Annotated in this window: 19 protein-coding genes; 4 read left to right on the forward strand and 15 right to left on the reverse strand. The window is 63.9% G+C overall.

Annotated elements, in window-relative coordinates; genetic code table 11:
- Positions 1-37 precede the first annotated feature (37 nt).
- On the forward strand, positions 38-724 hold the full coding sequence (locus tag WG899_RS17275; RefSeq protein WP_339596893.1) for an ABC transporter ATP-binding protein: 687 nt from the start codon (positions 38-40) through the stop codon (positions 722-724).
- A 577-nt stretch (positions 725-1,301) separates the two neighbouring features.
- On the forward strand, positions 1,302-1,952 hold the full coding sequence (locus tag WG899_RS17280) for a choice-of-anchor C family PEP-CTERM protein (protein ID WP_339596894.1): 651 nt from the start codon (positions 1,302-1,304) through the stop codon (positions 1,950-1,952).
- A gap of 399 nt (positions 1,953-2,351) precedes the next feature.
- Here the strand turns inward: WG899_RS17280 and WG899_RS17285 are convergent, their stop codons facing one another.
- Both WG899_RS17285 and WG899_RS17290 read right to left on the reverse strand, forming a co-directional pair.
- Positions 2,352-5,444: an efflux RND transporter permease subunit gene (locus tag WG899_RS17285; RefSeq protein ID WP_339596895.1), complete on the reverse strand. Its 3,093-nt coding sequence runs from the start codon at positions 5,442-5,444 to the stop codon at positions 2,352-2,354.
- A 2-nt stretch (positions 5,445-5,446) separates the two neighbouring features.
- Positions 5,447-6,757 (reverse strand): efflux RND transporter periplasmic adaptor subunit, encoded by a 1,311-nt coding sequence (locus WG899_RS17290; RefSeq protein ID WP_339596896.1) that lies wholly within the window; start codon positions 6,755-6,757, stop codon positions 5,447-5,449.
- A 155-nt stretch (positions 6,758-6,912) separates the two neighbouring features.
- On the opposite strand from WG899_RS17290, the gene WG899_RS17295 reads away from it, so the two are divergent.
- On the forward strand, positions 6,913-7,455 hold the full coding sequence (locus tag WG899_RS17295) for an MOSC domain-containing protein (RefSeq protein ID WP_339596897.1): 543 nt from the start codon (positions 6,913-6,915) through the stop codon (positions 7,453-7,455).
- Between the two features lie 27 nt (positions 7,456-7,482).
- Here WG899_RS17295 and WG899_RS17300 read toward each other — a convergent pair whose 3' ends face one another.
- Both WG899_RS17300 and WG899_RS17305 read right to left on the reverse strand, forming a co-directional pair.
- Positions 7,483-8,412: a pseudouridine-5'-phosphate glycosidase gene (locus WG899_RS17300; RefSeq protein ID WP_339596898.1), complete on the reverse strand. Its 930-nt coding sequence runs from the start codon at positions 8,410-8,412 to the stop codon at positions 7,483-7,485.
- A gap of 2 nt (positions 8,413-8,414) precedes the next feature.
- Complete coding sequence (locus WG899_RS17305) at positions 8,415-9,494, reverse strand: carbohydrate kinase (protein WP_339596899.1); 1,080 nt, start codon at positions 9,492-9,494, stop codon at positions 8,415-8,417.
- A 152-nt stretch (positions 9,495-9,646) separates the two neighbouring features.
- Here WG899_RS17305 and WG899_RS17310 point away from each other — a divergent pair, with 152 nt between their 5' ends.
- Positions 9,647-10,429: a substrate-binding periplasmic protein gene (locus WG899_RS17310; RefSeq protein ID WP_339596900.1), complete on the forward strand. Its 783-nt coding sequence runs from the start codon at positions 9,647-9,649 to the stop codon at positions 10,427-10,429.
- Positions 10,430-10,456: 27 nt separating this feature from the next.
- Here the strand turns inward: WG899_RS17310 and WG899_RS17315 are convergent, their stop codons facing one another.
- The 11 genes from WG899_RS17315 to WG899_RS17365 all read right to left on the reverse strand — a co-directional run bounded on the left by WG899_RS17315 (position 10,457) and on the right by WG899_RS17365 (position 20,273).
- The gene (locus tag WG899_RS17315) at positions 10,457-11,005 is read right to left on the reverse strand and encodes a DUF2059 domain-containing protein (protein WP_339596901.1); all 549 of its coding nucleotides are present in this window, start codon (positions 11,003-11,005) and stop codon (positions 10,457-10,459) included.
- A gap of 114 nt (positions 11,006-11,119) precedes the next feature.
- Positions 11,120-12,739 carry an OmpP1/FadL family transporter gene (locus WG899_RS17320; protein WP_339596902.1) on the reverse strand — a complete coding sequence of 540 codons (1,620 nt, stop codon included), beginning with the start codon at positions 12,737-12,739 and terminating at the stop codon, positions 11,120-11,122.
- A 7-nt stretch (positions 12,740-12,746) separates the two neighbouring features.
- Positions 12,747-13,772, reverse strand: a complete 1,026-nt coding sequence (locus WG899_RS17325) for a transporter (RefSeq protein WP_339596903.1) — start codon at positions 13,770-13,772, stop codon at positions 12,747-12,749.
- 2 nt (positions 13,773-13,774) lie between these two features.
- Positions 13,775-14,539, reverse strand: a complete 765-nt coding sequence (locus WG899_RS17330; protein ID WP_339596904.1) for a C39 family peptidase — start codon at positions 14,537-14,539, stop codon at positions 13,775-13,777.
- A 56-nt stretch (positions 14,540-14,595) separates the two neighbouring features.
- Positions 14,596-15,084, reverse strand: a complete 489-nt coding sequence (locus WG899_RS17335) for a hypothetical protein (protein ID WP_339596905.1) — start codon at positions 15,082-15,084, stop codon at positions 14,596-14,598.
- A gap of 14 nt (positions 15,085-15,098) precedes the next feature.
- On the reverse strand, positions 15,099-16,049 hold the full coding sequence (locus tag WG899_RS17340; RefSeq protein WP_339596906.1) for a hypothetical protein: 951 nt from the start codon (positions 16,047-16,049) through the stop codon (positions 15,099-15,101).
- Between the two features lie 2 nt (positions 16,050-16,051).
- Positions 16,052-16,921, reverse strand: coding sequence for a hypothetical protein (locus WG899_RS17345; RefSeq protein WP_339596907.1), 870 nt, complete (start codon positions 16,919-16,921; stop codon positions 16,052-16,054).
- A 5-nt stretch (positions 16,922-16,926) separates the two neighbouring features.
- Positions 16,927-17,472, reverse strand: a complete 546-nt coding sequence (locus tag WG899_RS17350) for a DUF6160 family protein (protein ID WP_339596908.1) — start codon at positions 17,470-17,472, stop codon at positions 16,927-16,929.
- A gap of 113 nt (positions 17,473-17,585) precedes the next feature.
- Positions 17,586-18,062 (reverse strand): DUF6160 family protein, encoded by a 477-nt coding sequence (locus WG899_RS17355; RefSeq protein WP_339596909.1) that lies wholly within the window; start codon positions 18,060-18,062, stop codon positions 17,586-17,588.
- Between the two features lie 78 nt (positions 18,063-18,140).
- On the reverse strand, positions 18,141-18,875 hold the full coding sequence (locus WG899_RS17360; RefSeq protein ID WP_339596910.1) for a DUF6160 family protein: 735 nt from the start codon (positions 18,873-18,875) through the stop codon (positions 18,141-18,143).
- A 294-nt stretch (positions 18,876-19,169) separates the two neighbouring features.
- Positions 19,170-20,273, reverse strand: a complete 1,104-nt coding sequence (locus WG899_RS17365) for an AraC family transcriptional regulator (RefSeq protein ID WP_339596911.1) — start codon at positions 20,271-20,273, stop codon at positions 19,170-19,172.
- Positions 20,274-20,413 lie beyond the last annotated feature (140 nt).

Genomic DNA, 20,413 nt, shown 5'->3' on the forward strand with positions numbered 1-20,413 from the left:
GCCGCTTGTCCTATTGATTGAAAAAAAGCAAACAACCATGAACAGCACAACACCGGCCATCGTGGTCAAGAACGTCAGCAAGCATGTGCCCGACGCCAGCGGAGAACTGACGATCTTGCGTGACATCTCCTTCTCGGTCGAACCGGGCGAAACGGTGGCGCTGGTGGGCGCCTCCGGTTCCGGCAAGTCCACCTTGCTGGGGCTGCTGGCCGGGCTTGACAGCCCCAGTCAGGGCAGTGTCTGGCTGGAGGGGCAGGACATCTTTGCCCTCGATGAAGATGGCCGGGCGGACATGCGCAAGCACAAGCTTGGCTTCGTGTTCCAGTCCTTTCAGCTCTTGATGCATCTGACCGCGCTGGAAAACGTGTCGCTGCCGCTGGAGTTGCGCGGCGACAAAGGCGCGCGCGAGAAGGCGCGTGCAATGCTGGAGCGGGTGGGCCTGGGGGCTCGCCTGCGCCACTACCCCAAATATCTATCCGGTGGGGAACAGCAACGGGTGGCCCTTGCTCGCGCTTTTGTCACTGCGCCGGCCTTGTTGATGGCTGATGAGCCGACCGGCAGCCTGGACGCTGCCACTGGCGCCGCGGTGATGCAATTGATGTTTGAGTTGAACCGCGAGCATGGCTCCACATTGCTGATGGTGACGCATGACTTGGGGTTGGCCGCACGCTGCGGGCGTCAGATCGGCCTCGCCGCGGGGCGCATGCTTGAACAGCGGGGCTGAGCCTTGTATCGCCGTATGGGATTTGAAGCCAGGGTTGGCCAGTGGACCTGATTCGCCGCTGACTCTGGAAGTCAGCTTCGTTCCCAAAGGCGACTTCCGCCCTAGTTCGTTCTACTCACGCACCTGGCCACTTCCGGTCATACGATTCATCAGAAAATCGCCTCGCCGATGACCGGTAAGTAAGCACAGTCGCCACAGGGCAGAGGTCGCTCAAGGGTGTCCCGGCATCAACGCAGTCCCCCGCAGTTTTGCCGCCCTGATCGACCTCCGATACAGACGGTGCGCCCTTCCCAGGCCTACCTTTTCCGAGCGTAGGACTTGCTACCGAGAAGCAGTCGTTTGCGAAACAGGATGTGATGGCCATCGCCGTGCAGGAAGACGCACCACAACGCCCATTCATCGCTCGAGTGTTGATCCGCATCCGAGTGAGCGCTTCCCGTCGTGACCCAATTCAGGAACCCTCTGTCGTAGGGCTCGGGCGCTGACTCGGCGCGTTTGCCCCCCCGCAGATCGGGGGGGTGTCTACGGCCAACTTGCCATCACACTTTCGTTCTATGTGGTTCAACGGGAGCAAATCATGAAGAACTTTCACATAGGGGTTTTCGGGTTGGTCGCCGCGCTGGTGTCGACGGTGTCGGTTGCGGCCGGTACGCAGAACGGCAGCTTTGAGTCCTTCAACGCTGGCTCGGCCGATGCGCTTTGCCCGCAGGGCAGCACTTTCTGCGCTCAGTTCAACGCCGGCAACACTGGGATCAACGGATGGGCCATCGGAGGCAACAGTGTGGATGTAGTCGGGCCACAGGCCTGGAAAGCATCCGACGGCGACTACTCTCTGGATTTGAGCGGTGTCGGTGCAGGGTCGGTAAGCCAGGCAATTGCCACCTTTGCCGGGCAGGCCTACCGTGTTAGCTTTGACTTGGGCGGCAATTTCTTCAGCGGCCCGAGTGTCAAGACCGGCACCGTCTCGGCGGCTGGCGTCAGCCAGAATCTGAGCTTTGACAATAGCAGCAGCACTAAGGACGCGATGGGGTGGGTGTCGACGACTTTCGACTTCGTTGCCACCGGCGATAGCACCACGCTCAGCTTTTCCAGCACCACCGTCGGGGACGCCGGCTTGGCGCTGGACAATGTGCGGGTGACTGCGGTGCCAGAGCCGGAGACTTTGTTTTTGATGCTGGTCGGCCTGGGTTTCGTCGGCTGTCGAGCTCTCCGACGCCAGTCGGTCTGAAACTATGATTGGAACGGTTGCTACCGATCTGTTCCAAGGCGGGCCGCGCTTGCCGGGAAGTCAAGCACTGCCCCAACTCTGTCCGTTTTAGTCCATGGCCACTCGGTTACACGGCTTTCTGGGACTGACCCGCCCTGCGTGCCAAGTCACCTTAAACTTCACTAGGTTCAAATAGTTTTCGTAGAGCTGCGGCTTAGCTGCTGTTGACGAAGGCGGCAGGCGAGCGCTGTAGACCGGTCCTTCGCCCGGAAATCGGCCACGGGCAGCAATGGGTCGAATGCCGCAGCCACTTGGCAATCCCAGTCGACCGCTTTGGGCACAAAACGGACGTTGACTCTGGACCAGTTGCGCTGCATCCCACGCAGCCCATGGCTCACCCGGTCGCCCGCCTGAAGCGCCTCAAGCCGCGTCAGGCACCACCCGCGTATCCGGCCCCTTGCCGCTGAAGCGGTCCAGCGCGAGATAGATCACCGGGGTGATGTACAGCGTCACCGCTTGCGACAGGATCAGGCCGCCCACCACCGCCAGGCCCAGCGGCTGGCGCAGCTCGGCGCCAGCGCCCAGGCCCAAGGCAATCGGCAAGGCGCCCATCAGGGCAGCAAGCGTGGTCATCATGATGGGGCGGAAGCGCAGGATGCAGGCTTGGCGAATCGCCTCGGGCGGGGCCATGCCGCCGTTGCGCTGGGCGTCGAGCGCGAAGTCGATCATCATGATGGCGTTTTTCTTGACGATGCCGATCAGCATCAAGATGCCGATGGTGGCGATCAAGGTCAGGTCCATATTAAAGAGCTGCAGCGTGAGAAGTGCACCGACCGCCGCCGAAGGCAGACCGGCCAAGATGGTGAGGGGGTGGATATAGCTCTCGTACAGCACACCCAAGAGCACATAAATCACCGCCACCGCCAGGCCGATCAGCAGCAGCTGCCCACCCTGGCTGTCCTGGAAGACCGCTGCATCGCCGCCATAGCTGGTGATGATGCTGGAGGGCAGTTGGATGTCTTTGACATAACGGTCCAGCTTGGCGGTGGCGTCGCCCAGTGGCACATCGGGCGCCAGGTTGAAGGAGATGGTGATCGCCTGCAACTGCCCTTGGTGGTTGACGGCGGTGGGGCCCAGGCCGCGCTGGACGGTGGCGAATGCGGTCAGCGGCACCAAGGCACCGTTCTTGCCGCGCAGATGGATCTTGGCGAGCGCATCTTCGTTCTCGCGGTCCGAGTCACCCGCTTCCATGATGACCTGGTAGGTGTTGCTCTCCGCATAGATGCTGGACACCTGACGTTCGCCGAAGGCGTTGTAGAGGGCGCTGCGCAGGTCTTGCATCTGCACGCCCAGGGTGGCAGCGCGTTCGCGGTCGATGATCAAGTTGGCTTGCAGGCCGCGCAGCTGCGAGTCGCTGGTGACGTCGCGGAATAGCGGGTCGGCGCGCAACTTCTCTTGCAGCTTGCCGACCCAGAGGTTCAGCTCGCCCGCCGCCACCGATTGCAGCGTGTATTGATAGCGGCTCTTGCTTTGGCGCCCTCCCAGCTGCAAGTTCTGCACCGGGCGGAGATAGACCTGAATGCCAGGCACCGATCGCAGCTTTTTGCGCAGGCCTTCCAGCACCTCCTTCATCGGCGGGCGTTCGCCACGCGGCTTGAGGTTGATGAAGAGTCGCCCGGTGTTGCCGGCATTGCCGCCGCCACCACCGCCGCCCACGGCCGCCGAGACACTGGCCACGGCGGGGTCGTTCTTGACCAACTCCGCCACCCGCTCTTGCAGCACCGTCATGGCGTTGAAGGAGATGTCTTCGGCCGCTTCGGTGCTGGCCTGGATCTGGCCAATATCTTCTTCCGGGAAAAAGCCCTTGGGGATGACGATGTAAAGCCAGGCGGTGGCGGCAAAGCTGGCCACGGCCACGGCCATCACCCAGCGGCGATGGCGCAGGGCCAGGTCCAGGCTGCGGGTGTAGGCGCCCAGCAGAGCATTGAAGGACTTCTCGAACACCCGGCCCAGGGCGCTTTCTTCATGGGCATCGTGCGCCTTCAGGAAGCGGCTGCACAGCATGGGCACCAGGCTCAGCGACACCAGGGCCGACACCAAGATGGACAAGCCCACGACCACTGCAAACTCATGGAAGAGCAGGCCGATCACGCCCGGCATGAAGAAGATCGGGATCAGCACCGCCACCAAAGAGATCGAGATCGACACGATGGTGAAGGCCATCTCGCGGGCGCCGCGCACGGCGGCGGCAAAGGGGTCCATGCCGTCTTCGATGTGGCGATGGATGTTCTCCAGCATCACGATGGCGTCATCCACCACCAGGCCCACGGCCAAGGTGATGCCCAAGAGCGAGATGTTGTCGAGGCTGTAGCCCAGAGCGAAGAGCAGCGTCAGCGCGCCGATCAAAGATATCGGCAGCGACAGGGTCGGGATCAGCGTGGCGACCGCGCGGCGCAGGAACAAGAAGATCACCAGCACCACCAGGGCCACCGTCAGCGCCAGGGTGAAGTACACATCGTGCAGCGACTCGCGCACCGACAAAGAGCGGTCGTTCAAGGTGCTCATCTGCACCGAGGCGGGCAGCTGGCCTTCAAAGCGCGGCAGCATGGCCTTGACGGCATCCACCACCTTGACGGTGTTGGCATCCGGCTGGCGCTGCACGGCCAGCACGATGGAGCGCTCGCCGTTGAAGTTGGAGAAGGACTTGGTGGTCTCGAAGCTGTCTTGCACTTCGGCCACATCGCGCAGCAAGATCGGCGTGCCATTGCGCGCCGCCACCACGATGGCACCGAACTCCTTGGCGTTGCGCAGCTGCTTATTGGCCTGGATCGTCAGGGTCTGGCGCTTGCCGTCCAGCACGCCCACCGGCGTGTTGGCATTGGCGCCGCGAATCGCCGCTTGCAACTCTTCCAGCGTGATATTGCGCTGGCTGAGTAAATCGTTATTCACCTTGATGCGCACCGCATAGCGCTTTTGCCCATAGATGGACACCTGGGCCACACCCTCGATGGTGGAGAGGCTGGGCGTCAGCAGGTTCTCGGTGAAGTCATTCAACTCCGAGAGATTGATGGACGGCGAAGTCAGCGCCACCAGCAGCACCGGCGCATCGGCCGGGTTGACCTTGCGATAGCTGGGCGGCGAGGTCATCTCGGAGGGCAGCGCACGCAGGGCGCGGAACAGCGCCGCTTGCACATCGACCGCCGCTGCATCGATATTGCGGGAAGACTCGAACTCCAGCGTCAGCGAAGTGCTGCCCAGAATGCTGGTGGAGGAAATGGTGGCCAGGCCGGCGATGGTGGAGAACTGCTTCTCCAGCGGCAGCGCCACCGAGGAAGCCATGGTCTCCGGCGAGGCGCCGGGCAGCGAGGCCTGCACATTGATCACCGGCGTGTTGTAAGACGGCAGGGCCGCCACCGGGATCTTGCCCCAGGCCGCCAGACCGGCAATCACCAAAGCGATATTGAGCAGCACGGTCATCACCGGCCGCCGGATGAACAACTCCGTCAATGACATGGTCACACTCCGGAGGCTGCTGAAGCTGAGACGGCCGAGGAGGCCGAGGCTTGCGGCTTCTTGGCCGCCGGGTTCAGGGCCGCGACCTGCTCTTTCACCGGCGTGCCGGGGCGCAAGTTTTGCTTGCCGTCCAGCACCACCTTGTCGCCAGGGGCAATGCCGTCCACCACCGCCATATCGCCAAAGGCATAGCGAATCTGCACCGGCTTTTGCTGGGCAGTCTTGTTGGCATCGACGATATAGACCGAGCGTTCATTGCCGCGCTGGATGATGGCGGCCTGCGGGATCACGGTCGCGTCCTTCAGCGTGCGCAGCTGCAGGCGCACCCGCACATATTGGCCGGGCCAGAGCTTTTGCTGGGCGTTGTCGAACTCGGCGCGCACCTTGATCGTGCCGGTGCTGCTGTCGACCAGGTTGTCGACAAAGGTCACACGGCCCTGCGGTGGGGCTTCGCTCTTGCCGTCGGCCTTGTCACTGCTCTTGCGGGCGCGCTCGCTTGGCATCAACACCTGGGCGCTCAGCCCTTCGGCGCTGCCGCTCTTGTCGGCGCGCGTGGCCTGCAGCAGCGCGGCCAACTGGGTCTCCGGCAGGGAAAAGCCGACGGCGATCGGATCGATCTGCGCAATGCTGAGCAAGGGCAGTGCCGTGGCGTTCGCTTGCACCAGGCTGCCGGCCACCACATTGACCGTGCCGGCGCGGCCGCTGAGCGGCGCGCGAATTTCGTTGTAGCTGAGCGCCACCTGGGCCGACTGCAGCGCCGCTTCATCCGACTGGATCAAGGCGCGCTGCGCTTCCAAATTGCTGAGCGCGGAATCGACCGCGCTTTGCGCGACAAAGCTCTGCGCCCGCAGGTCAACGGCGCGTTGATGCTGGCGCTGTAAATCGGCCAGCGTGGCGCGGTCGCGGGCCAGTTGCGCGCGCGCCTTGTCCACATTGGCGCGGTCGGCGCGCTCATCAAAACGGAACAGCAGCTCGCCCTTGCGCACGGTTTGGCCATCCTTGACCAGTACCTCTTTGACCGTGTTGGTGGTCTGCGCACGCAGGTCCACTTGCTTCAGCGCCGTCACCGTGCCGCTGGCTTCCAGCATCACCGGCACATCTTGCTGCACCGCAGCCAGGACCGCGACGGCTTGAGGGCCGCCCTTGCCGGCACCGGCTCCGGCTCCGGCTCCAGCGCCGGAGGCTGCGGCCGTGGCCGGCGCAGCGCCGGGCGCCCCCTCCTGCGGCGAAGCCCCTTTCTTGTTCCAAAACCAGGCGCCGCCGGCACCGATCAAACTGAGAACAATCAAGGCCAGGGCAGGCTTGCGGGACATGGGGAAGCTTTCTGTTTTGGGGAACGGGGCTTTGCGGCAGGGCGAGAGCTTACTGGATGCAGTGGCCTTGCAAGGCGCTGATCGCCCACTGACCTTGATGCGAAACTCTTCTTTGCATCTTCGGCTTTTGCATAAGCCGTCAACAAGGTCCTGAGATGAATCCACATATCGTCGCCGTCTTCAAGGACGCCAGCCATCGTTTCAGCAAGCAAGAGGCGCCTGCCATTCAACTGATTGCCGACCAAGGGGTGGCCGGTGACGCGCACTGCGGTGTCACCGTCAAGCATCGCTCCCGCGTCGCGCAAAACCCGAACCAGCCGAATCTTCGCCAGGTGCATCTGTTGCCGAAGGAGTTGTTCACCGAGCTGGCCGGCCGCGGCTTGCCGGTGCAGCCCGGCCAGATGGGGGAGAACGTATGCACCCAGGGCCTGGACCTGCTGGCGCTGCCGGTGGGCGCGCGCCTGCACTTGGGCGCCGAGGCCGTGGTCGAGCTGACCGGTCTGCGCAACCCCTGTGCGCAGATTGAGAACTTCATGCCCGGGCTCTTGGCCGCCGTGTTGGACCGCGGCCCCGAGGGAGAGCTGATTCGCAAGGCCGGGGTGATGGGCGTGGTCATCAGCGGCGGGGAGTTGTGCCCCGGTGATGCGATTCGCGTGCAGCTGCCCGAGGGCGAGCATCGGCCGCTGGAGCGGGTCTGAACGCAGCCCCGTCCGCGGCCGACCCCGTCAAGCGCTCGCCTGCAGGGCCACCGCCAGTCGCGCGCCGGCCTTGGCGTTGTGCTTCACCAGCGCGATATTGCTGGCCAGGCTGCGGCCCTCGGTCAGCGCCTTGATGCGCGCCAGCAGGAAGGGCGTGACCGCCTTACCCTGAATGCCTTGTTCTTCGGCCTCGCGCAGCGCCTGCGCGGTGATGCGATCAATCTCTTCGCGCGGCATCGCTTCCTCGGCCGGCAGCGGGTTGCTGATCACCACGCCGCCCGCCAGCCCCAAGTCCCACTTGGCGCGCAGAAACTGCGCTTGCTCGGCCGCGGTGTCGATGCGGAAATCGGCCTTGAAGCCGCTGTCCGGCGTGTAGAAGGCGGCGAAGTTGTCCTGGCCGATGCTCAACACCGGCACGCCATGGGTTTCCAGATATTCCAGCGTCAAGCCGATGTCGAGGATCGATTTGGCGCCGGCGCAGACCACCGCCACCGAGGTGCGCGCCAGTTCCTGCAGATCGGCCGAGATGTCGAAGCTGGTCTCGGCGCCACGGTGCACGCCACCGATGCCGCCGGTCACAAACACCCGGATGCCGGCCAGATCGGCGCAGATCATGGTGGCGGCCACGGTGGTCGCGCCGATCTTCTTGCTGGCGATGGCATAGGCCAAGTCGCGACGGCTCAGCTTCATGGCCTCGGGCGAGCGGCCCAGCAGGTCCAGCTCGGCGTCGGACAGGCCGATGCGGATCTTGCCGTCCAACACCGCGATGGTGGCGGGCACGGCGCCACCGGCGCGGATCAGCGCTTCGACCTCGCGCGCGGTCTGCACATTCTGGGGGTAAGGCATGCCGTGCGAAATGATGGTGCTTTCCAGCGCAACGATGGGCAGGCCGGCTTGCCGGGCGGCGGCTACTTCCGGGGAGTAGGCGAGGTAGCTTGAGGCCTTGGATGCGTGCATGGTCAGAGCAGTTCGGGGCTGAGTTCGGGCGAGACGCTGTGCTCGCTTTGCAGGGTCAGTCGGGCCAGGCGCAAGCCCAGCTTGCAGGCGGCGCCCAGGTCATCGGGGTCTTGCAGCAGCGCGGCGCAAACGCCGGCCGCAAAGGCATCGCCAGCGCCGCTGACTTCCACCACCTTGGTCGCCGGGGGCTTCAGTGATTTCAAGGGCTGGGCAGCGCTGCCGAAGTAGAGCCGCTCGGCGCCCTGGGTGACGATCAGGCGTTGCAGTCCCCGGGTGGCCAGGGTTTCATGGGCGCGCTGCAAATCGGCTTCGTCGCTCAGCGCCAAGCCGGTGGCGGCCGCCAGTTCATCGTGGTTCAGTATCAGCAGGCTGAGGCCGCGCAGCGACTGTGGCAGCCGCGCCATCTTGGGCGCCGAGACAGCCACCGCCACCAGCGGCACAGCGTTCTCCTGCGTGGCCTCGGCCAGCAGATAGGCAATGCTGTCGGCGGGCAGATTCAGGTCCAGCAGAGTCAGGCCGGCCTGCGCCCGCTGCGCCGCGCATTGGCGCAGATAGTCCGGCGTCAGGCGCTCACACAACTCCATCTGTGCCAGGCCCAGCACCAAATCGCCCTCGGGGCTCAAGACGGCGGTGTAGCTGCCGGTTGGCGCGTCGGTGGCGATCAGGCTGGCGCTGCTGTCCAGCCCGACTTGGGCCGCGTGGCCCAATAAGAAGCGACCGGCAGCGTCGTCACCGACGGCGGTCAAGAGTTGCACCGGCAGGCCGAGCCGTGCCAAGTTCTCGGCCACATTGCGGGCCACGCCGCCGGCGCTTTCGCTCAGGCTGGCGGGGTTGGAGTTGCCCATCTGCAAGGCCGCAAGGCCGCGCAACTTGCGGTCTACATTGCTGCCGCCGATGCAGACGATCTTGCGCGCTGCCGGCAATACATAGGCGCGGCCCAGGATGCGGCGCTCCTTGGTGAGCGCCGCCACATACCCGGCCACCGCCGAACGCGACAAGCCCAGCCGCTCGGCCAGGTCTTGTTGGCCGATGAAGGGGTTGTGGGCGATCAGGGCGAGCAGCTGATCCTTTTTGGAATTCATGCCTGCATCATAAAACAAGTGTCTTTTGATAAGGACACTTGTTCATTTTTCGGGGTAATCGGGCGGAAGCTAGACTTGCAAGTGCGCGGCCTCATCGCGAGGCGGTGTTGACTCTGCCTTGCTTCAGCCTGCCGAGCGCTGGAAAGAACCGCATGAAGACTTTGCCGCGACTACTGCCCGCTTTCTTTGCAGCGCTCTTGCTGGGGCTGGGCGCTGCGAGCGTGTGGGCGCAGGTCAGCCAGCCGGCTACGCTGGAGCTGGTGCGCGGCGACGAGGACTATCCGCCGTTTGAAATGACGCTGCAGGGCAAGCCGGCCGGGCTGCATGTGGAGTTGGTCGAGGCCGCGGCCAAGACCCTAGGCATGCGGGTGCGATGGACGAGTCTGCCTTGGAAGCGCGCGCTGCTGATGGTGGAGACCGGGCAAGCGGATGCCATCACCTATATCTCACGCACGCCGGAGCGCGAGGCCTGGGCGGTGTTTCTGGATGGCAATCAACTGTCCACCGCCGAGATCCGCTTCATCGCCCGCAAGGAGGATGCGGCCCGCCTCGCCTTCAATGGTGACCTGCCGAGTTTCTTGGCACAGCAGAGCCTGGTGGCGGTGCGCGGCTTTCAGTTTGGCAAGCCGGAAATCGACCGGGCCAAGCGCATTGAAGCCAGCTCCATGGATGACCTGGTGCGGCGCTTGCTGGCCGGGCACGCGACGGTGGCCGCGGTGAACTGGAATGACTTCAACACCGCCTATCAAGGCCGGCCCGAGTTCGCCGGCCTGACCGCGCTGCAACCCGCCATCGCCAGCACGCGCAACTACATCGCCTTCTCAAGCGCGCGCGGCCATGCGGCCCTGGCGCAGCGCTTTGCCCAAGCTATGAGCCGATACCGGCAAAGCCCCGACTACGCCTTGATGATGAAGCGTTATCGGCAGGAGCCTTGAGCTCGGCCCATCGCGCTGGCGCTGAACTCAGGGCGCGATCGAGGCTGCGCGCAGCTTCAGGCCCACCGCCTGCGTCATCGTCTGCAGCTTGGGGTTGATGGCGGCGCCGCTGTCGTCGGCGACCTTCTCGCCCAGCGTGCGCTCCAGCTCGGGCACCAGCTTCTCGAACTTCTTCTTCACCGGCGACTCGAGCAGGGCAATGATCTGGCGCAGCTCATCGTCGTTGAATTGCGCCAGCAGCAGCGGGCTCAGCGTGGGCTTCACCAGCCGCTGCGCGCTGGCGCGGGCAATCGGCGTGGCTTCGTCCACATAGGTCTGCACATCGGTGCTGATGTCCTTCATCGTGCGGTCGCGTTTCTCGACGCTCACCCGGCCCTGCAGCGCAATGCGCGCCTGTTCCATCGCGCTGGTGGCGGGGCGCTGCACCATCACCACGGCGACGTCCTCAACCCGCCACAGGCTCAGGAGTTTGTCGACCAGGGCCTGACGTTTGTCCTGGCTGGCGGCGGCATTGCTCGGGCTGCTGGCCGGCGCGGCCGCGGTTTGTGCCTGGGCAGCAAGCGGGGCGGCGACCATGGCGGCGCAAAGAGACAGCAATGAAAGTTGGGACGGGCGGGAGAAAAGTGTCGGGGCGAGCTTCATGGGATGTGGACAGGTGAACAGGGAAACGAATGAGGAGCGCAGGCGGTGTCAAAACTCGTGGGACATCGACAGCCCCGCATAGCGCACGCGAATGCCGCCATTGATGTCGAGGCCGGCATAGGGGTTGTAGATCACGTTGAAGAAGTTGTTGCAGTTCAGGTTGCAGCTGGTGTTGGCGGGCAGATCGAACTTGCCGTGGGCATAGCTGGCGGTGAAGTCGAAGCGGGTGCCGGTCTTGGTGACGTAGCCGAGTCCGATGCTTTTGACGGTTAGATCTGGCATCGGCGCGATCAGGTCCATGGCCGAGCGCGGCACCGAACTCTTGCGCGGCTCGTAGCCGGCGCGCAGGTGGATGTTTTGGCCAATGCTCAGGTCCATGCCGTAGCCGAAGTGAACCGGGCTGGTGTAGCCGCGCGGGATGATCAGCTTGCTGGCATCGGCCTGACCAAACAGGCGGGCCATTTGCAGCAGGGCAATCTGCTGGTCGAACTGGAAGGTCATCTTGTCCCAGCGTTTCCAGTTGGTCCAGTTGGCATCCACATTGAACTGCAGAAAGGACAGTGGCTTGACCTTGATGCCGAACTGCGCATGTTCGGGGAAGGGCAGCACCAGGGTCACATTGCCGCTCTGCACCTCGGGGATTTTGGTCGGCATGCCGAAGGTGGCAGCCATGATGGGGCCCTGCAGGCTGCTGTACAGGCCTTCGACGAATTTGCGCAGCATCGGGTCGGCCTGGAAGCTGAAGCGCCCGGTCATCGCCGGCTTGCTGCCGAATTGGTAGGTGGCGCCGAAGGCAAACCAGTCCTTGGGCTCCCACAGCATGCCGATGTTCAAGGTCGGGTCCACCGGCGCGGTCAGTTCAAAGTCCATATTGCCGGCCTTGTTGAAGGGCCGCAGCCGACCCTCCTTGCCGCCGCCGCAGAGGCCAAAGGCCAGCGTATCGAGCGGGTTGCCCTGGTCGCCGCACCAGGCGTCCTGCAGCTTGCCGATGATGCCGAGCAACTCGTTTGGCATGCGCATATCGGTGTTGAGCGCAAAGCCCTGGTGCGCGATCGGCACGCCAATGCCAAAGCTCAGGCTGTCGCTGTATTTGTAGGCGGCGGTCGGCGACAGATAAACCAGACGCTGGATCACCACTTTCTTGCCGTCGAAGCGCGCCGGGTCGTCCGGGTTGGAGGTGCGGTCAATGCCCACGGCCATTGGCACATAAGAGGCCGTGCCAAAGGTCCACTTCGAACCGGGCGTGTGAAAGGCCAGGCCCAGGCCGGCGCCGATGGCGCTGGGCAGCGGGCGCTTGATCGGGCCGTAGATCGGCAAGAACAAGGAGCCCTGCACATCCGCGCCGGTGCGGGTGCCGTTCAGCGGGTCTTCACGCCAGCCGCCGATGTCAAAGCCTTCCGGTTGATGAAAGCTGGCATAGGGCTTGATGGAGGCGCCGAACACGGCGTCCTGCCTGCGGTTGGCCTGCAGGCGCGCCAAGCCGGCCGGGTTGAAGTGGATCGAGTCCAGGCCCGGCGGATCGGCCGTCACGGCATTGCCCATGGACATGGCCACCACGCTGGCGCCGAGGTTGTCGGTCAGCGCGGCTTGTGAAAACCCAGCGTGCGCCATCGCCCAGGCGAGGGCCATTCGGGTCGGCCAACGCCGGCCCCTTGCTTTGCTGTTCATGAGGGCCTCAGAAATTCAGCGGCAGATTGCAGCCCAGCGTGAAGGCCGGCGAATCGGGGCCCAGGCCGACGCCGACCGACACGTTCAGCGTCGTCAGCGGCGAGGTGCGCACGCCCAAGCCAAAGCTCAGCATGCCGGAGGTTTGCGGCGCCGTCATGCTGGTGCTGCCATCGGCGAGGATCAGCTTGGTCTTGGCCGAAATGGTTTCCTGGAAGGACATCGTCGTCGACACCTTGTAGGACAGCGCGTAGGCAAAGCCCATGCCGAAGCCGAAGCTGGCGCCCGGATTCACGCCGGCCAAGACGGCGCCGTTCAATTGTTGGTGCAGGTGCCGAACCGGCACGCCCAGCGTCACCGAGACCGAGCCAAACAAGGCCACCGGGTCCATCACCTTGGAGGTGTTGGCGCCGAAGCTCAGCGCCGTGTAGCCGGAGCCGGTGCTCAGGCCCTGGCCGGACACGATTTTGAAGGGGCTGGTGCCGGTGGGCAGGCGCAGCGAGGTCGAGGCGGTGATCGAGGGCATGTCACGGCTTTGCGACAGCGGCTGCCAGCGCAGGCCCATGCCGATGTCACCAAAGCCATTCACCATGCCGGAGAAGCTTTCCGACTCGGAGAACTTGCTGACGATGGGTACGCTGACATTGGCCGTCAGGTTGTCGAGCACGCCGTAGTCGGCCGACACCGTGTTGGTCACGCTGTGCGAGCGGGTGTTCTGGATGTTGAACAGGGTCAGCGTCGAATCATTGAACTTGGCATTGATCTGCTGCGCGCCGATATAGGCGTAGCCAAAGTCATAAGTGGCCGAGACCTTGCCTTTGCGAATCAAGGTGTATTGCTTGTCCTGTGCGGTCAGCGCGGCCTTCAGCAAAGCGGCTTGGTCGACGTCGCCTTCTTGCTTGGCCAGCGCCTCGCGGGCGGCGTCTTTGCTGGTATCGGCGGCCTTGCCATCGGTGCTTTGGGCTTGTGCGCCGGCGGCTGCCAGCAGCAGGGTCAGGGACAGGGCGAAGGCGGGGGAGGGAGTCAGGGATTTCATGATCAGCGTCGCAGATTGAAGATGCCAAAGTTGGCTTGGACCGCGTTGCGCAAGGCTTCGCTGGTGTCCATGGGGGAAAGCTTGGCCTGGCGATGGACCAGGTCGTCATCGATGACGCCCAGTTCCTGGTCGCCAATGGCCAACAGGGTGAGGGGTTGGGGCTGGCCCTTGCCGGGCGTCAGCAGGAACAAGGTGTTGCGGTCCCACAGTTCCTCGAATTCACGGGTCGAGAAAACGATGTGGCCGATGGCCGGGTCGGCCAGATAGACGCGACCATTGCGGATGCCGCGGAAGACGACGAAGTGTTTGAAGCCGGCGTAGTCGATCGGCACGATGGCGGGCTGCGTCAGCTCGCTCAGGTCCTTGATGCTGGCGCGAAAGCCGGCCCCTTCGGCCCCGAGGCTCACGACGTAGCGCTTCATGTCCAGCAGCGAGAAGCCGCGCCGGGCGATGATCTTGTCGCGCTCGCCAAAGGCCAGCATGCCTTCCATGGCCTGCTGCTCGTTGACCTTGATGCCGAGGTAGTTGTTGATGACAGTGACCAGCGCCGCCGAGCCGCAGCTGTAGTCATAGGCCTGGTGGACGATGTTGCGGAATTTGATTTCCGACAGCGGCTCCATGCGCACCGCCATCGAAGACAGGCCGCCTCCGACCTGCTTCATGGGCAGCTGAAACTGTTCGGCCGGGAATTCCTGGAACGGGTACTGGGTTTCCAGCGTCGCGCCGCCGATCAGCGCCGCCAAGGCGCCGAGCAAGATCATCCACATGTCCAGGTCTCCATACTGCTACTGCTACGACTTCCGCTACAACCCGTTCAAACCATCTACCTGGACCAAAGCAAGACCTGACCCTGCATCTGCACGCTGCCGTTCAGCTGAATCTGGCCCAGGCTCGGGCCAATCGGCGCCAAGGGATCGGTCTGCACGCCGATGGCCTTGATGCCGAAGTCTTTGAAGCCGACAAAGCTCGGCAGCGTCAGCTGAATCACATCGCCGACTTCGGCCGGCCCGGCCACCGCCTGCACGGTCAGCCCGAGCAGATCCAAGGTGCCGCTGAGGTTGTGCAGCAGCAGATAGGTGGTGTTGCCGCCAAGCTGGAAGCCCAGGCTGATGCGGTTCTCCGACTGCGCGCCGGTATTCAGCTCCAGATGGGCGTTCAGGACGATGCCGGCCTGGCCGCTGACATGGCCCAACTCCTCATCGGACAAGGCGGTCTTGGCGAGCGGCCGGGGCTTGTCGGCTTCGGCGGCTTGTGCCGCCGGCAAGCCAAGCCAGAGCAGGCACATCAAGCCGAAGGCACAGTGGCGAGGCATCAATCGCTTCATGTTCACTGCCCCGCCTTCAAGCGCACATCCAGGTACTGGATCTGCATGCTGCCGATGCGGCTGCTGCCCAGATCCACGTTGGGGCCCAGATCGCTTTTGAAGCTGATGTTGTCGATCAGCAGGCTGCCGGCGGCCGCGGTCGCGCCCGGAGCGCCAGTGGGCCAGGCCAGATTCAGATGCAAGAAACTGCTGCCCTCGGGCGTGGTGATGGCGTTCAGCAGCAGGCGTTGGCGGTCCAGATCGGCCAGCTGCCAGGGCTTGTCGCTCAGCTGACCGTCGGCCGTGGCGGCGGCCAAATGAATGCCGCGCAGGCTGAATTGTTCCGGCGCGGCCGGGCTGTCAAACAAGGTCGTGTCGGCGCGCCCGCGCGGCCGCAAGAGCAAGGCGCCAACATCCAAGCGAACGCCCAGGCCGAAGGCAATGCCCTGCTCGGCCGGGTCGGCGTTCGGCGCAATGCTCAGGCTGCCGCCGAAACTGCGCAGGTCTTGCAGCAGCAGCGCCCCGGCGTTGAAGCTTCGGGTCGAGGCGTCGGCGCGGGCGTCGATCAGGCTCAGGTCGGCGGCGAACTGCCAACTCAGGCGGCCCAGCGCATTCAGCGGCTCGCTCAGGGTCACCCGGTCGGGCATGCCGGCGGGGCCTTTCACCAAGGTCAGCAAATAAGGGTCGGCATAGGTGGCGGCCAGATCATCGGAGCGTGACAGCGCAAAGTTCGACAAGCTCAGACCCGAGCCATCGGCCGCGCCCAGGCGCAAGGTCAGTGGCCCCTCGAGCGAGAAGCCGCGCAGATTGAAAGCGAAGCCGTCGCGCCCCTGCACGCGGGCCAGTTCTTCGTCGGAGATCGGCGTCAGCGCCTGTGCCGCATGCAAGCCGCTCGCGAGCCAGACCAGCAACACCCCAAGGGCGCTGAAGCCCTTGCTTGTTTCATGTCTGTGATCGCGCCGCGGGGTCTGCATCGTCAGCCTCCGCCAGGCCTGACTGCAGCGCCCGGCATGCTGGGCATGGTGGGCAGTGTTGGTGGCAGGTTGGGGGGCACGATGCCACCCAGATTGGTCGCCGTCAGTTTGTCGCGCCAATTCATCCAGATGCCAGCCTGCGCCAGATCGGGCGCGGCCATGCCGGCTACCGCGGCGGGAAATTGCACCGCCGATTTCAGCACCGACAAGAAGAGATCGCGGCTGGGGCCGGAGGCATCGCCGGCCTGCAAAGACCCGATCTGTGCCAGCGTGAAGGGGCAGGCCGCAGCGCCGCAGCTGCTGCCATCCCAGCGCTTGCCGCCGAGCGGGTCTTGGCGTGAGTCCAAGGTGTTGCCCGCGCCATCGCCGATGGCCAGCGAGCCGCTGATCGTTTTTGCGTTCAGACCAAAGGCGCCGTTGACGCCTTCAAAGCCGAGCCGCATGCCGACGATTTCGCGTGTGCTGTTGTCGCCGACATTGCGGTAAACCAGTTCGAAGAAGGGGTTGCTCAGCGCCACCGTGCGCTGCGCGTTGCCCATATCGCTGCGGCCGAATTGCAGCAGGTTCAGGTCGATGTCGGCGCCGCTGCCGTTGCGCGGCGCATGCGCGTACTCGCCCAGGCGTACCTTGGCGAAGTTGGCACTCAAGGACAGATCGGCATTGAGCGTGAAGCGAGAGAAATCGAGGCCGTTCAGGCTGCTGTTGCTGATGGCCACCATGGCCTGGCCCCAGACGCCGGACAACTCGGTGTCGCGCAGCGCGGCCATTTGGGCTTGCGCAGTCGGTGTGACCAGCAGGCTAGAGAGCAGGCCGAGCAGCAGGGCCGACCGTCGCGCGGTCAGTTGGCCAAGTCGCTGGAGCAGCAAGGACATCATCATCAATGCGCCCACATCCAGATCTTGGAGCCTTGCAGATCGATATTGCTGACGCTGACCGAGCCAAAAGAGGCGCTGCTATTGCCCATGGTGATGGAGCCAATGCCCAGGCTGGGGCTCAGGCGGTGATCGAGGCCGGCATTGGGCACGGCGAACTGGATCACATCACTGCGCCCGTCATAGGCGCCGGAGGCCAGCAAGCGGCTCATGCCCGCGGCGCCATCGGCTCCGTAAGCCGCCATCGAGTTGCCCATGGCGGTGTTGAAGCCGGAGGAATTCAAGATGTCCACGGTCATCACAAACAGACCGCGCAAGCTGAGGTTGTTGAAGGCAATCGAGCCGCCTTCCGGGTTGCTGGCACTCTTGGTGCTGTAGACGAAGGATCCGACCTTGATGTCCAGGTCCGCCGCCAGCGTCACCCCGTCTTGCCCATGCACATCGGCCAGGTCTGCGTCATCCATTGCACTCATGGCGTGCGCCGAGCCGGCCAGCAACAAGGCGGGCAGCAGGACAAGCACAGCGATGAGCAGCAGATGCAGCCGGTTCATGGGGTGGAGGATTCGGTGTGGGGCGAGGGCTGCTGAGAAAGAATCGGCCCGGCAGCGAGGCGCCGGGCCGATCGTCAACAACAGGCGTTCAACTCAGGAAAAGACCGGGCCGATCAGTGCGCCCAGATGTAGAACTTCGAACCTTGCAGGTCGATGTTGTTGATGGCGATGCTGCCGAAGGAGGCGGCGCTGCCACCCATGGTGATCGAACCCACGGTCACGGAAGGCGACAGGCTGTGTGCAAATCCTGCGTTAGGGAAGGCGAACTGAACCACGTCGCCAGCAGGCTTCTCTGCGGTCATGGCAGCGCCGACCGTTGTTGCGTTGAAGGTGGCGTTGTTGATGATGTCCACCGTCATCACGAACAGGCCGTTGATGTTGATGTTGTTGAAGGACACGGAACCACCGGTGGCATCGGTATCGGTGTACTTGAAGGAACCGATATTGATGTTCAAGTCACCGGCGATGGAGACGCCGTCTTGGCCGCTGACTTGCGACAAAGCGCTGTCATCGATGGCGGTCATGGCAGAAGCGGACAGAGCGGCGCCAGCCAGCAGGGTGGCAACAGAAGCGAGCTTGAAGAATTTCATTTGAGGTCCTTTGTCGTCAATGTGAATTGAAGGGGACGGCTCCTGGGAGCGCGTCCTCAAACTATCGTCAAGGGAAAATTAATGTGTCCAGATCGAGAACTTCGAACCTTGCAGGTCGATGTTGTTGATGGCCACGCTGCCGAAGGAAGCGTCACTGCCGCCCATCTTGATCGAGCCAACCGTCACGGAAGGCGACAGGCTGTGAGCGAAGCCGGCGTTAGGGAATGCGAACTGAACCACGTCGCCACCCAGATAAGTGCCCGACGAAACCATCTTCACTAGTTCGGCGCCGACTGTGGTCGTTGCGTCACCCGTTGCGGCCAAGCGGCTACCGATCGATGCCGCCATTTGGCCGACAGCCGTACCCGCAATGATCTGAGGGGCCAGTGCGGCACCCATCGTCGAAGCGTAGGCTGCAGCACCGGCAGCGCCACCACCTGCTGCCGTTGCGGCAGCGGTCGAGGCGGCCTTGACGGCGGCGATGTCGGTAGCGGTAACACCCTTCAAGATGTCCACAGTCATCACGAACAGGCCGGTGATGCCGATGTTGTTGAACGAGACCGAGCCGCCGGTGCCGTCGGTGTCGGTGTACTTGAAGGAACCGATGTTGATGTTCAGGTCACCGGCGATCGACACACCGTCCTGGCCGCTGACTTGCGCGAGGGCGTTGTCGTCGATGGCGGTCATGGCCGAAGCCGACAGGGAAGCGGCAGCCAGCAGAGCAGCGACGGCGGAAAGCTTGAATGCGTTCATTTGAGTATCTCCAGGTTTATTGATGAATCGTTCGATGAAGTTTGAAGCGGTCTCTTGCACGCGCTTCCCGTGGTCTCTGGTCACGGGTTTTGCTCTTTGCGGCGCAGAAGCTTGTGGGCTTCTTTGCTGCGCCGAGTTGTCAGCGGCGTGAACGAATGATGCGGAATAGTTGGCAAAAACAAGTGACTTTTGGAGCCAAGCTCTTGGCCTTGCATGCCCTCCGTTCGACGGGGAGTGAGAACCCCGAGGAAGCTTCTTTCGGGCGAACGATTTCAGTTTGTGGAGTGTCCTTAGGGTCAGTGTTGATGGGGTGTTATTGGTCGCGTCGCTCAGGTGGCGGCGCGGCAGATCTGATCAGGCCAGACTGCGCAGTTGGCTCGGTGAATGGCCGAACCAGCGCTTGCAGGCGCGGTAGAAATTGCTTGGGTCGGCGAAGCCCAGCGCGAAGCTCATCTCGGTGGGTGAGATGCTGCCGCGCTTCAGGTAGCTGGCCGCCAACTCGCGGCGGGTTTCGTCCAGCAGCTTGTTAAAACTGGTGCTTTCTTCCAGCAGGCGGCGCTGCAGCGTGCGTTCGCTCATATTCAGCATGGCGGCGATCGCCTCGCGTTTCGGGTCGCCTTTGGGGAGTTCTTGCGTCAACAACTGGCGCACACGCACCTGGATGCTGCCGCCGCGCTGGACCATGGCCTGCTGTGCGCTGCGCTCGCACAGGGTGGCGACGCTGGCGTTGGCGGTGGGGATGGGCGTGGCCAGATCGGCCGTGGCGAAGGCAATGCAAAAACTGTCGGCCTTGAAGCGCAGTTCGCAGCCAAAGGCCTTCAACCAAGGGTCGATGTCTTCGGGCGCAGGGAAGGGGTAGTTCACATGCAGTGGCCGTACCCGCACATTGGTGGCCCAGTTCAAGGATTGCAGCAAGACATTGGCAATGAAGTCATAGCGCTGCATCGGGGGTGCCTGCAGGCCCTTGAGAATTTCTACCCGCAACAGGCATTGCTCGCCCTGCTGCTGCAAGTCCATGCAGACGGCCGGCGACAGCAGGGCCGAGAAACGCAGGATGTATTGCAGCGCGTCGCCCAGGTCACGGGCCGACAGCACCAGATGGGCCAGCAGACCCAGCGCCACCAAGGGATGGGCTGGCACGCTCAGGCCGATGGCGGCGTCGCCGGTGCGGGCCGCGGCCAGCTCCCAGGCGTTGCTGTAGGCGTCGGACAGTACGCGGGGATCGGGTTCGGTTTCGTCCAGCCCCAATTGCTCCAGCAGGCTTTGCAGGCACAGACCTCGGGTGGCCATGGCCTGCGCCATCGCGTTGTGCCAGCTCGACACCAGGCTGGTCGCCGCCCGCGCCTTGGCTGGGCTGCCGGCGGCGCGCGCGGTGCTGCCATTGGGCGCAAGGGTCAGGTGTTGCGCATGGGGCTCAGGGCGCTGCGATGCGCTGGCGAGGAGGCTGTCGATCGACATGGATAGGCAAGGACAGGGGAGTGCGAACGTGGGCGAAGCCGTGGTTGCAGTGCTTGCGCGACTGCGGAGTTCGCACTCTAGGAGGCCCGTCCAGAGCTGTCGCCGTCCGTCCGTCTAGGTCTCCCCCATCCCAAGGGATA

Source organism: Paucibacter hankyongi, from assembly GCF_037482915.1.
GTDB lineage: Bacteria > Pseudomonadota > Gammaproteobacteria > Burkholderiales > Burkholderiaceae_C > Paucibacter_A > Paucibacter_A hankyongi.

Bases quoted from the DNA above. Each gene is read 5' to 3' on its own strand.
- WG899_RS17275 (WP_339596893.1), top strand. From the start codon at position 38: ATGAACAGCACAACACCGGCCATCGTGGTCAAGAACGTCAGCAAGCAT.
- WG899_RS17280 (WP_339596894.1), top strand. From the start codon at position 1,302: ATGAAGAACTTTCACATAGGGGTTTTCGGGTTGGTCGCCGCGCTGGTG.
- WG899_RS17285 (WP_339596895.1), bottom strand. From the start codon at position 5,444: ATGTCATTGACGGAGTTGTTCATCCGGCGGCCGGTGATGACCGTGCTG.
- WG899_RS17290 (WP_339596896.1), bottom strand. From the start codon at position 6,757: ATGTCCCGCAAGCCTGCCCTGGCCTTGATTGTTCTCAGTTTGATCGGT.
- WG899_RS17295 (WP_339596897.1), top strand. From the start codon at position 6,913: ATGAATCCACATATCGTCGCCGTCTTCAAGGACGCCAGCCATCGTTTC.
- WG899_RS17300 (WP_339596898.1), bottom strand. From the start codon at position 8,412: ATGCACGCATCCAAGGCCTCAAGCTACCTCGCCTACTCCCCGGAAGTA.
- WG899_RS17305 (WP_339596899.1), bottom strand. From the start codon at position 9,494: ATGAATTCCAAAAAGGATCAGCTGCTCGCCCTGATCGCCCACAACCCC.
- WG899_RS17310 (WP_339596900.1), top strand. From the start codon at position 9,647: ATGAAGACTTTGCCGCGACTACTGCCCGCTTTCTTTGCAGCGCTCTTG.
- WG899_RS17315 (WP_339596901.1), bottom strand. From the start codon at position 11,005: ATGGTCGCCGCCCCGCTTGCTGCCCAGGCACAAACCGCGGCCGCGCCG.
- WG899_RS17320 (WP_339596902.1), bottom strand. From the start codon at position 12,739: ATGAACAGCAAAGCAAGGGGCCGGCGTTGGCCGACCCGAATGGCCCTC.
- WG899_RS17325 (WP_339596903.1), bottom strand. From the start codon at position 13,772: ATGAAATCCCTGACTCCCTCCCCCGCCTTCGCCCTGTCCCTGACCCTG.
- WG899_RS17330 (WP_339596904.1), bottom strand. From the start codon at position 14,539: ATGTGGATGATCTTGCTCGGCGCCTTGGCGGCGCTGATCGGCGGCGCG.
- WG899_RS17335 (WP_339596905.1), bottom strand. From the start codon at position 15,084: ATGCCTCGCCACTGTGCCTTCGGCTTGATGTGCCTGCTCTGGCTTGGC.
- WG899_RS17340 (WP_339596906.1), bottom strand. From the start codon at position 16,049: ATGCAGACCCCGCGGCGCGATCACAGACATGAAACAAGCAAGGGCTTC.
- WG899_RS17345 (WP_339596907.1), bottom strand. From the start codon at position 16,921: ATGTCCTTGCTGCTCCAGCGACTTGGCCAACTGACCGCGCGACGGTCG.
- WG899_RS17350 (WP_339596908.1), bottom strand. From the start codon at position 17,472: ATGAACCGGCTGCATCTGCTGCTCATCGCTGTGCTTGTCCTGCTGCCC.
- WG899_RS17355 (WP_339596909.1), bottom strand. From the start codon at position 18,062: ATGAAATTCTTCAAGCTCGCTTCTGTTGCCACCCTGCTGGCTGGCGCC.
- WG899_RS17365 (WP_339596911.1), bottom strand. From the start codon at position 20,273: ATGTCGATCGACAGCCTCCTCGCCAGCGCATCGCAGCGCCCTGAGCCC.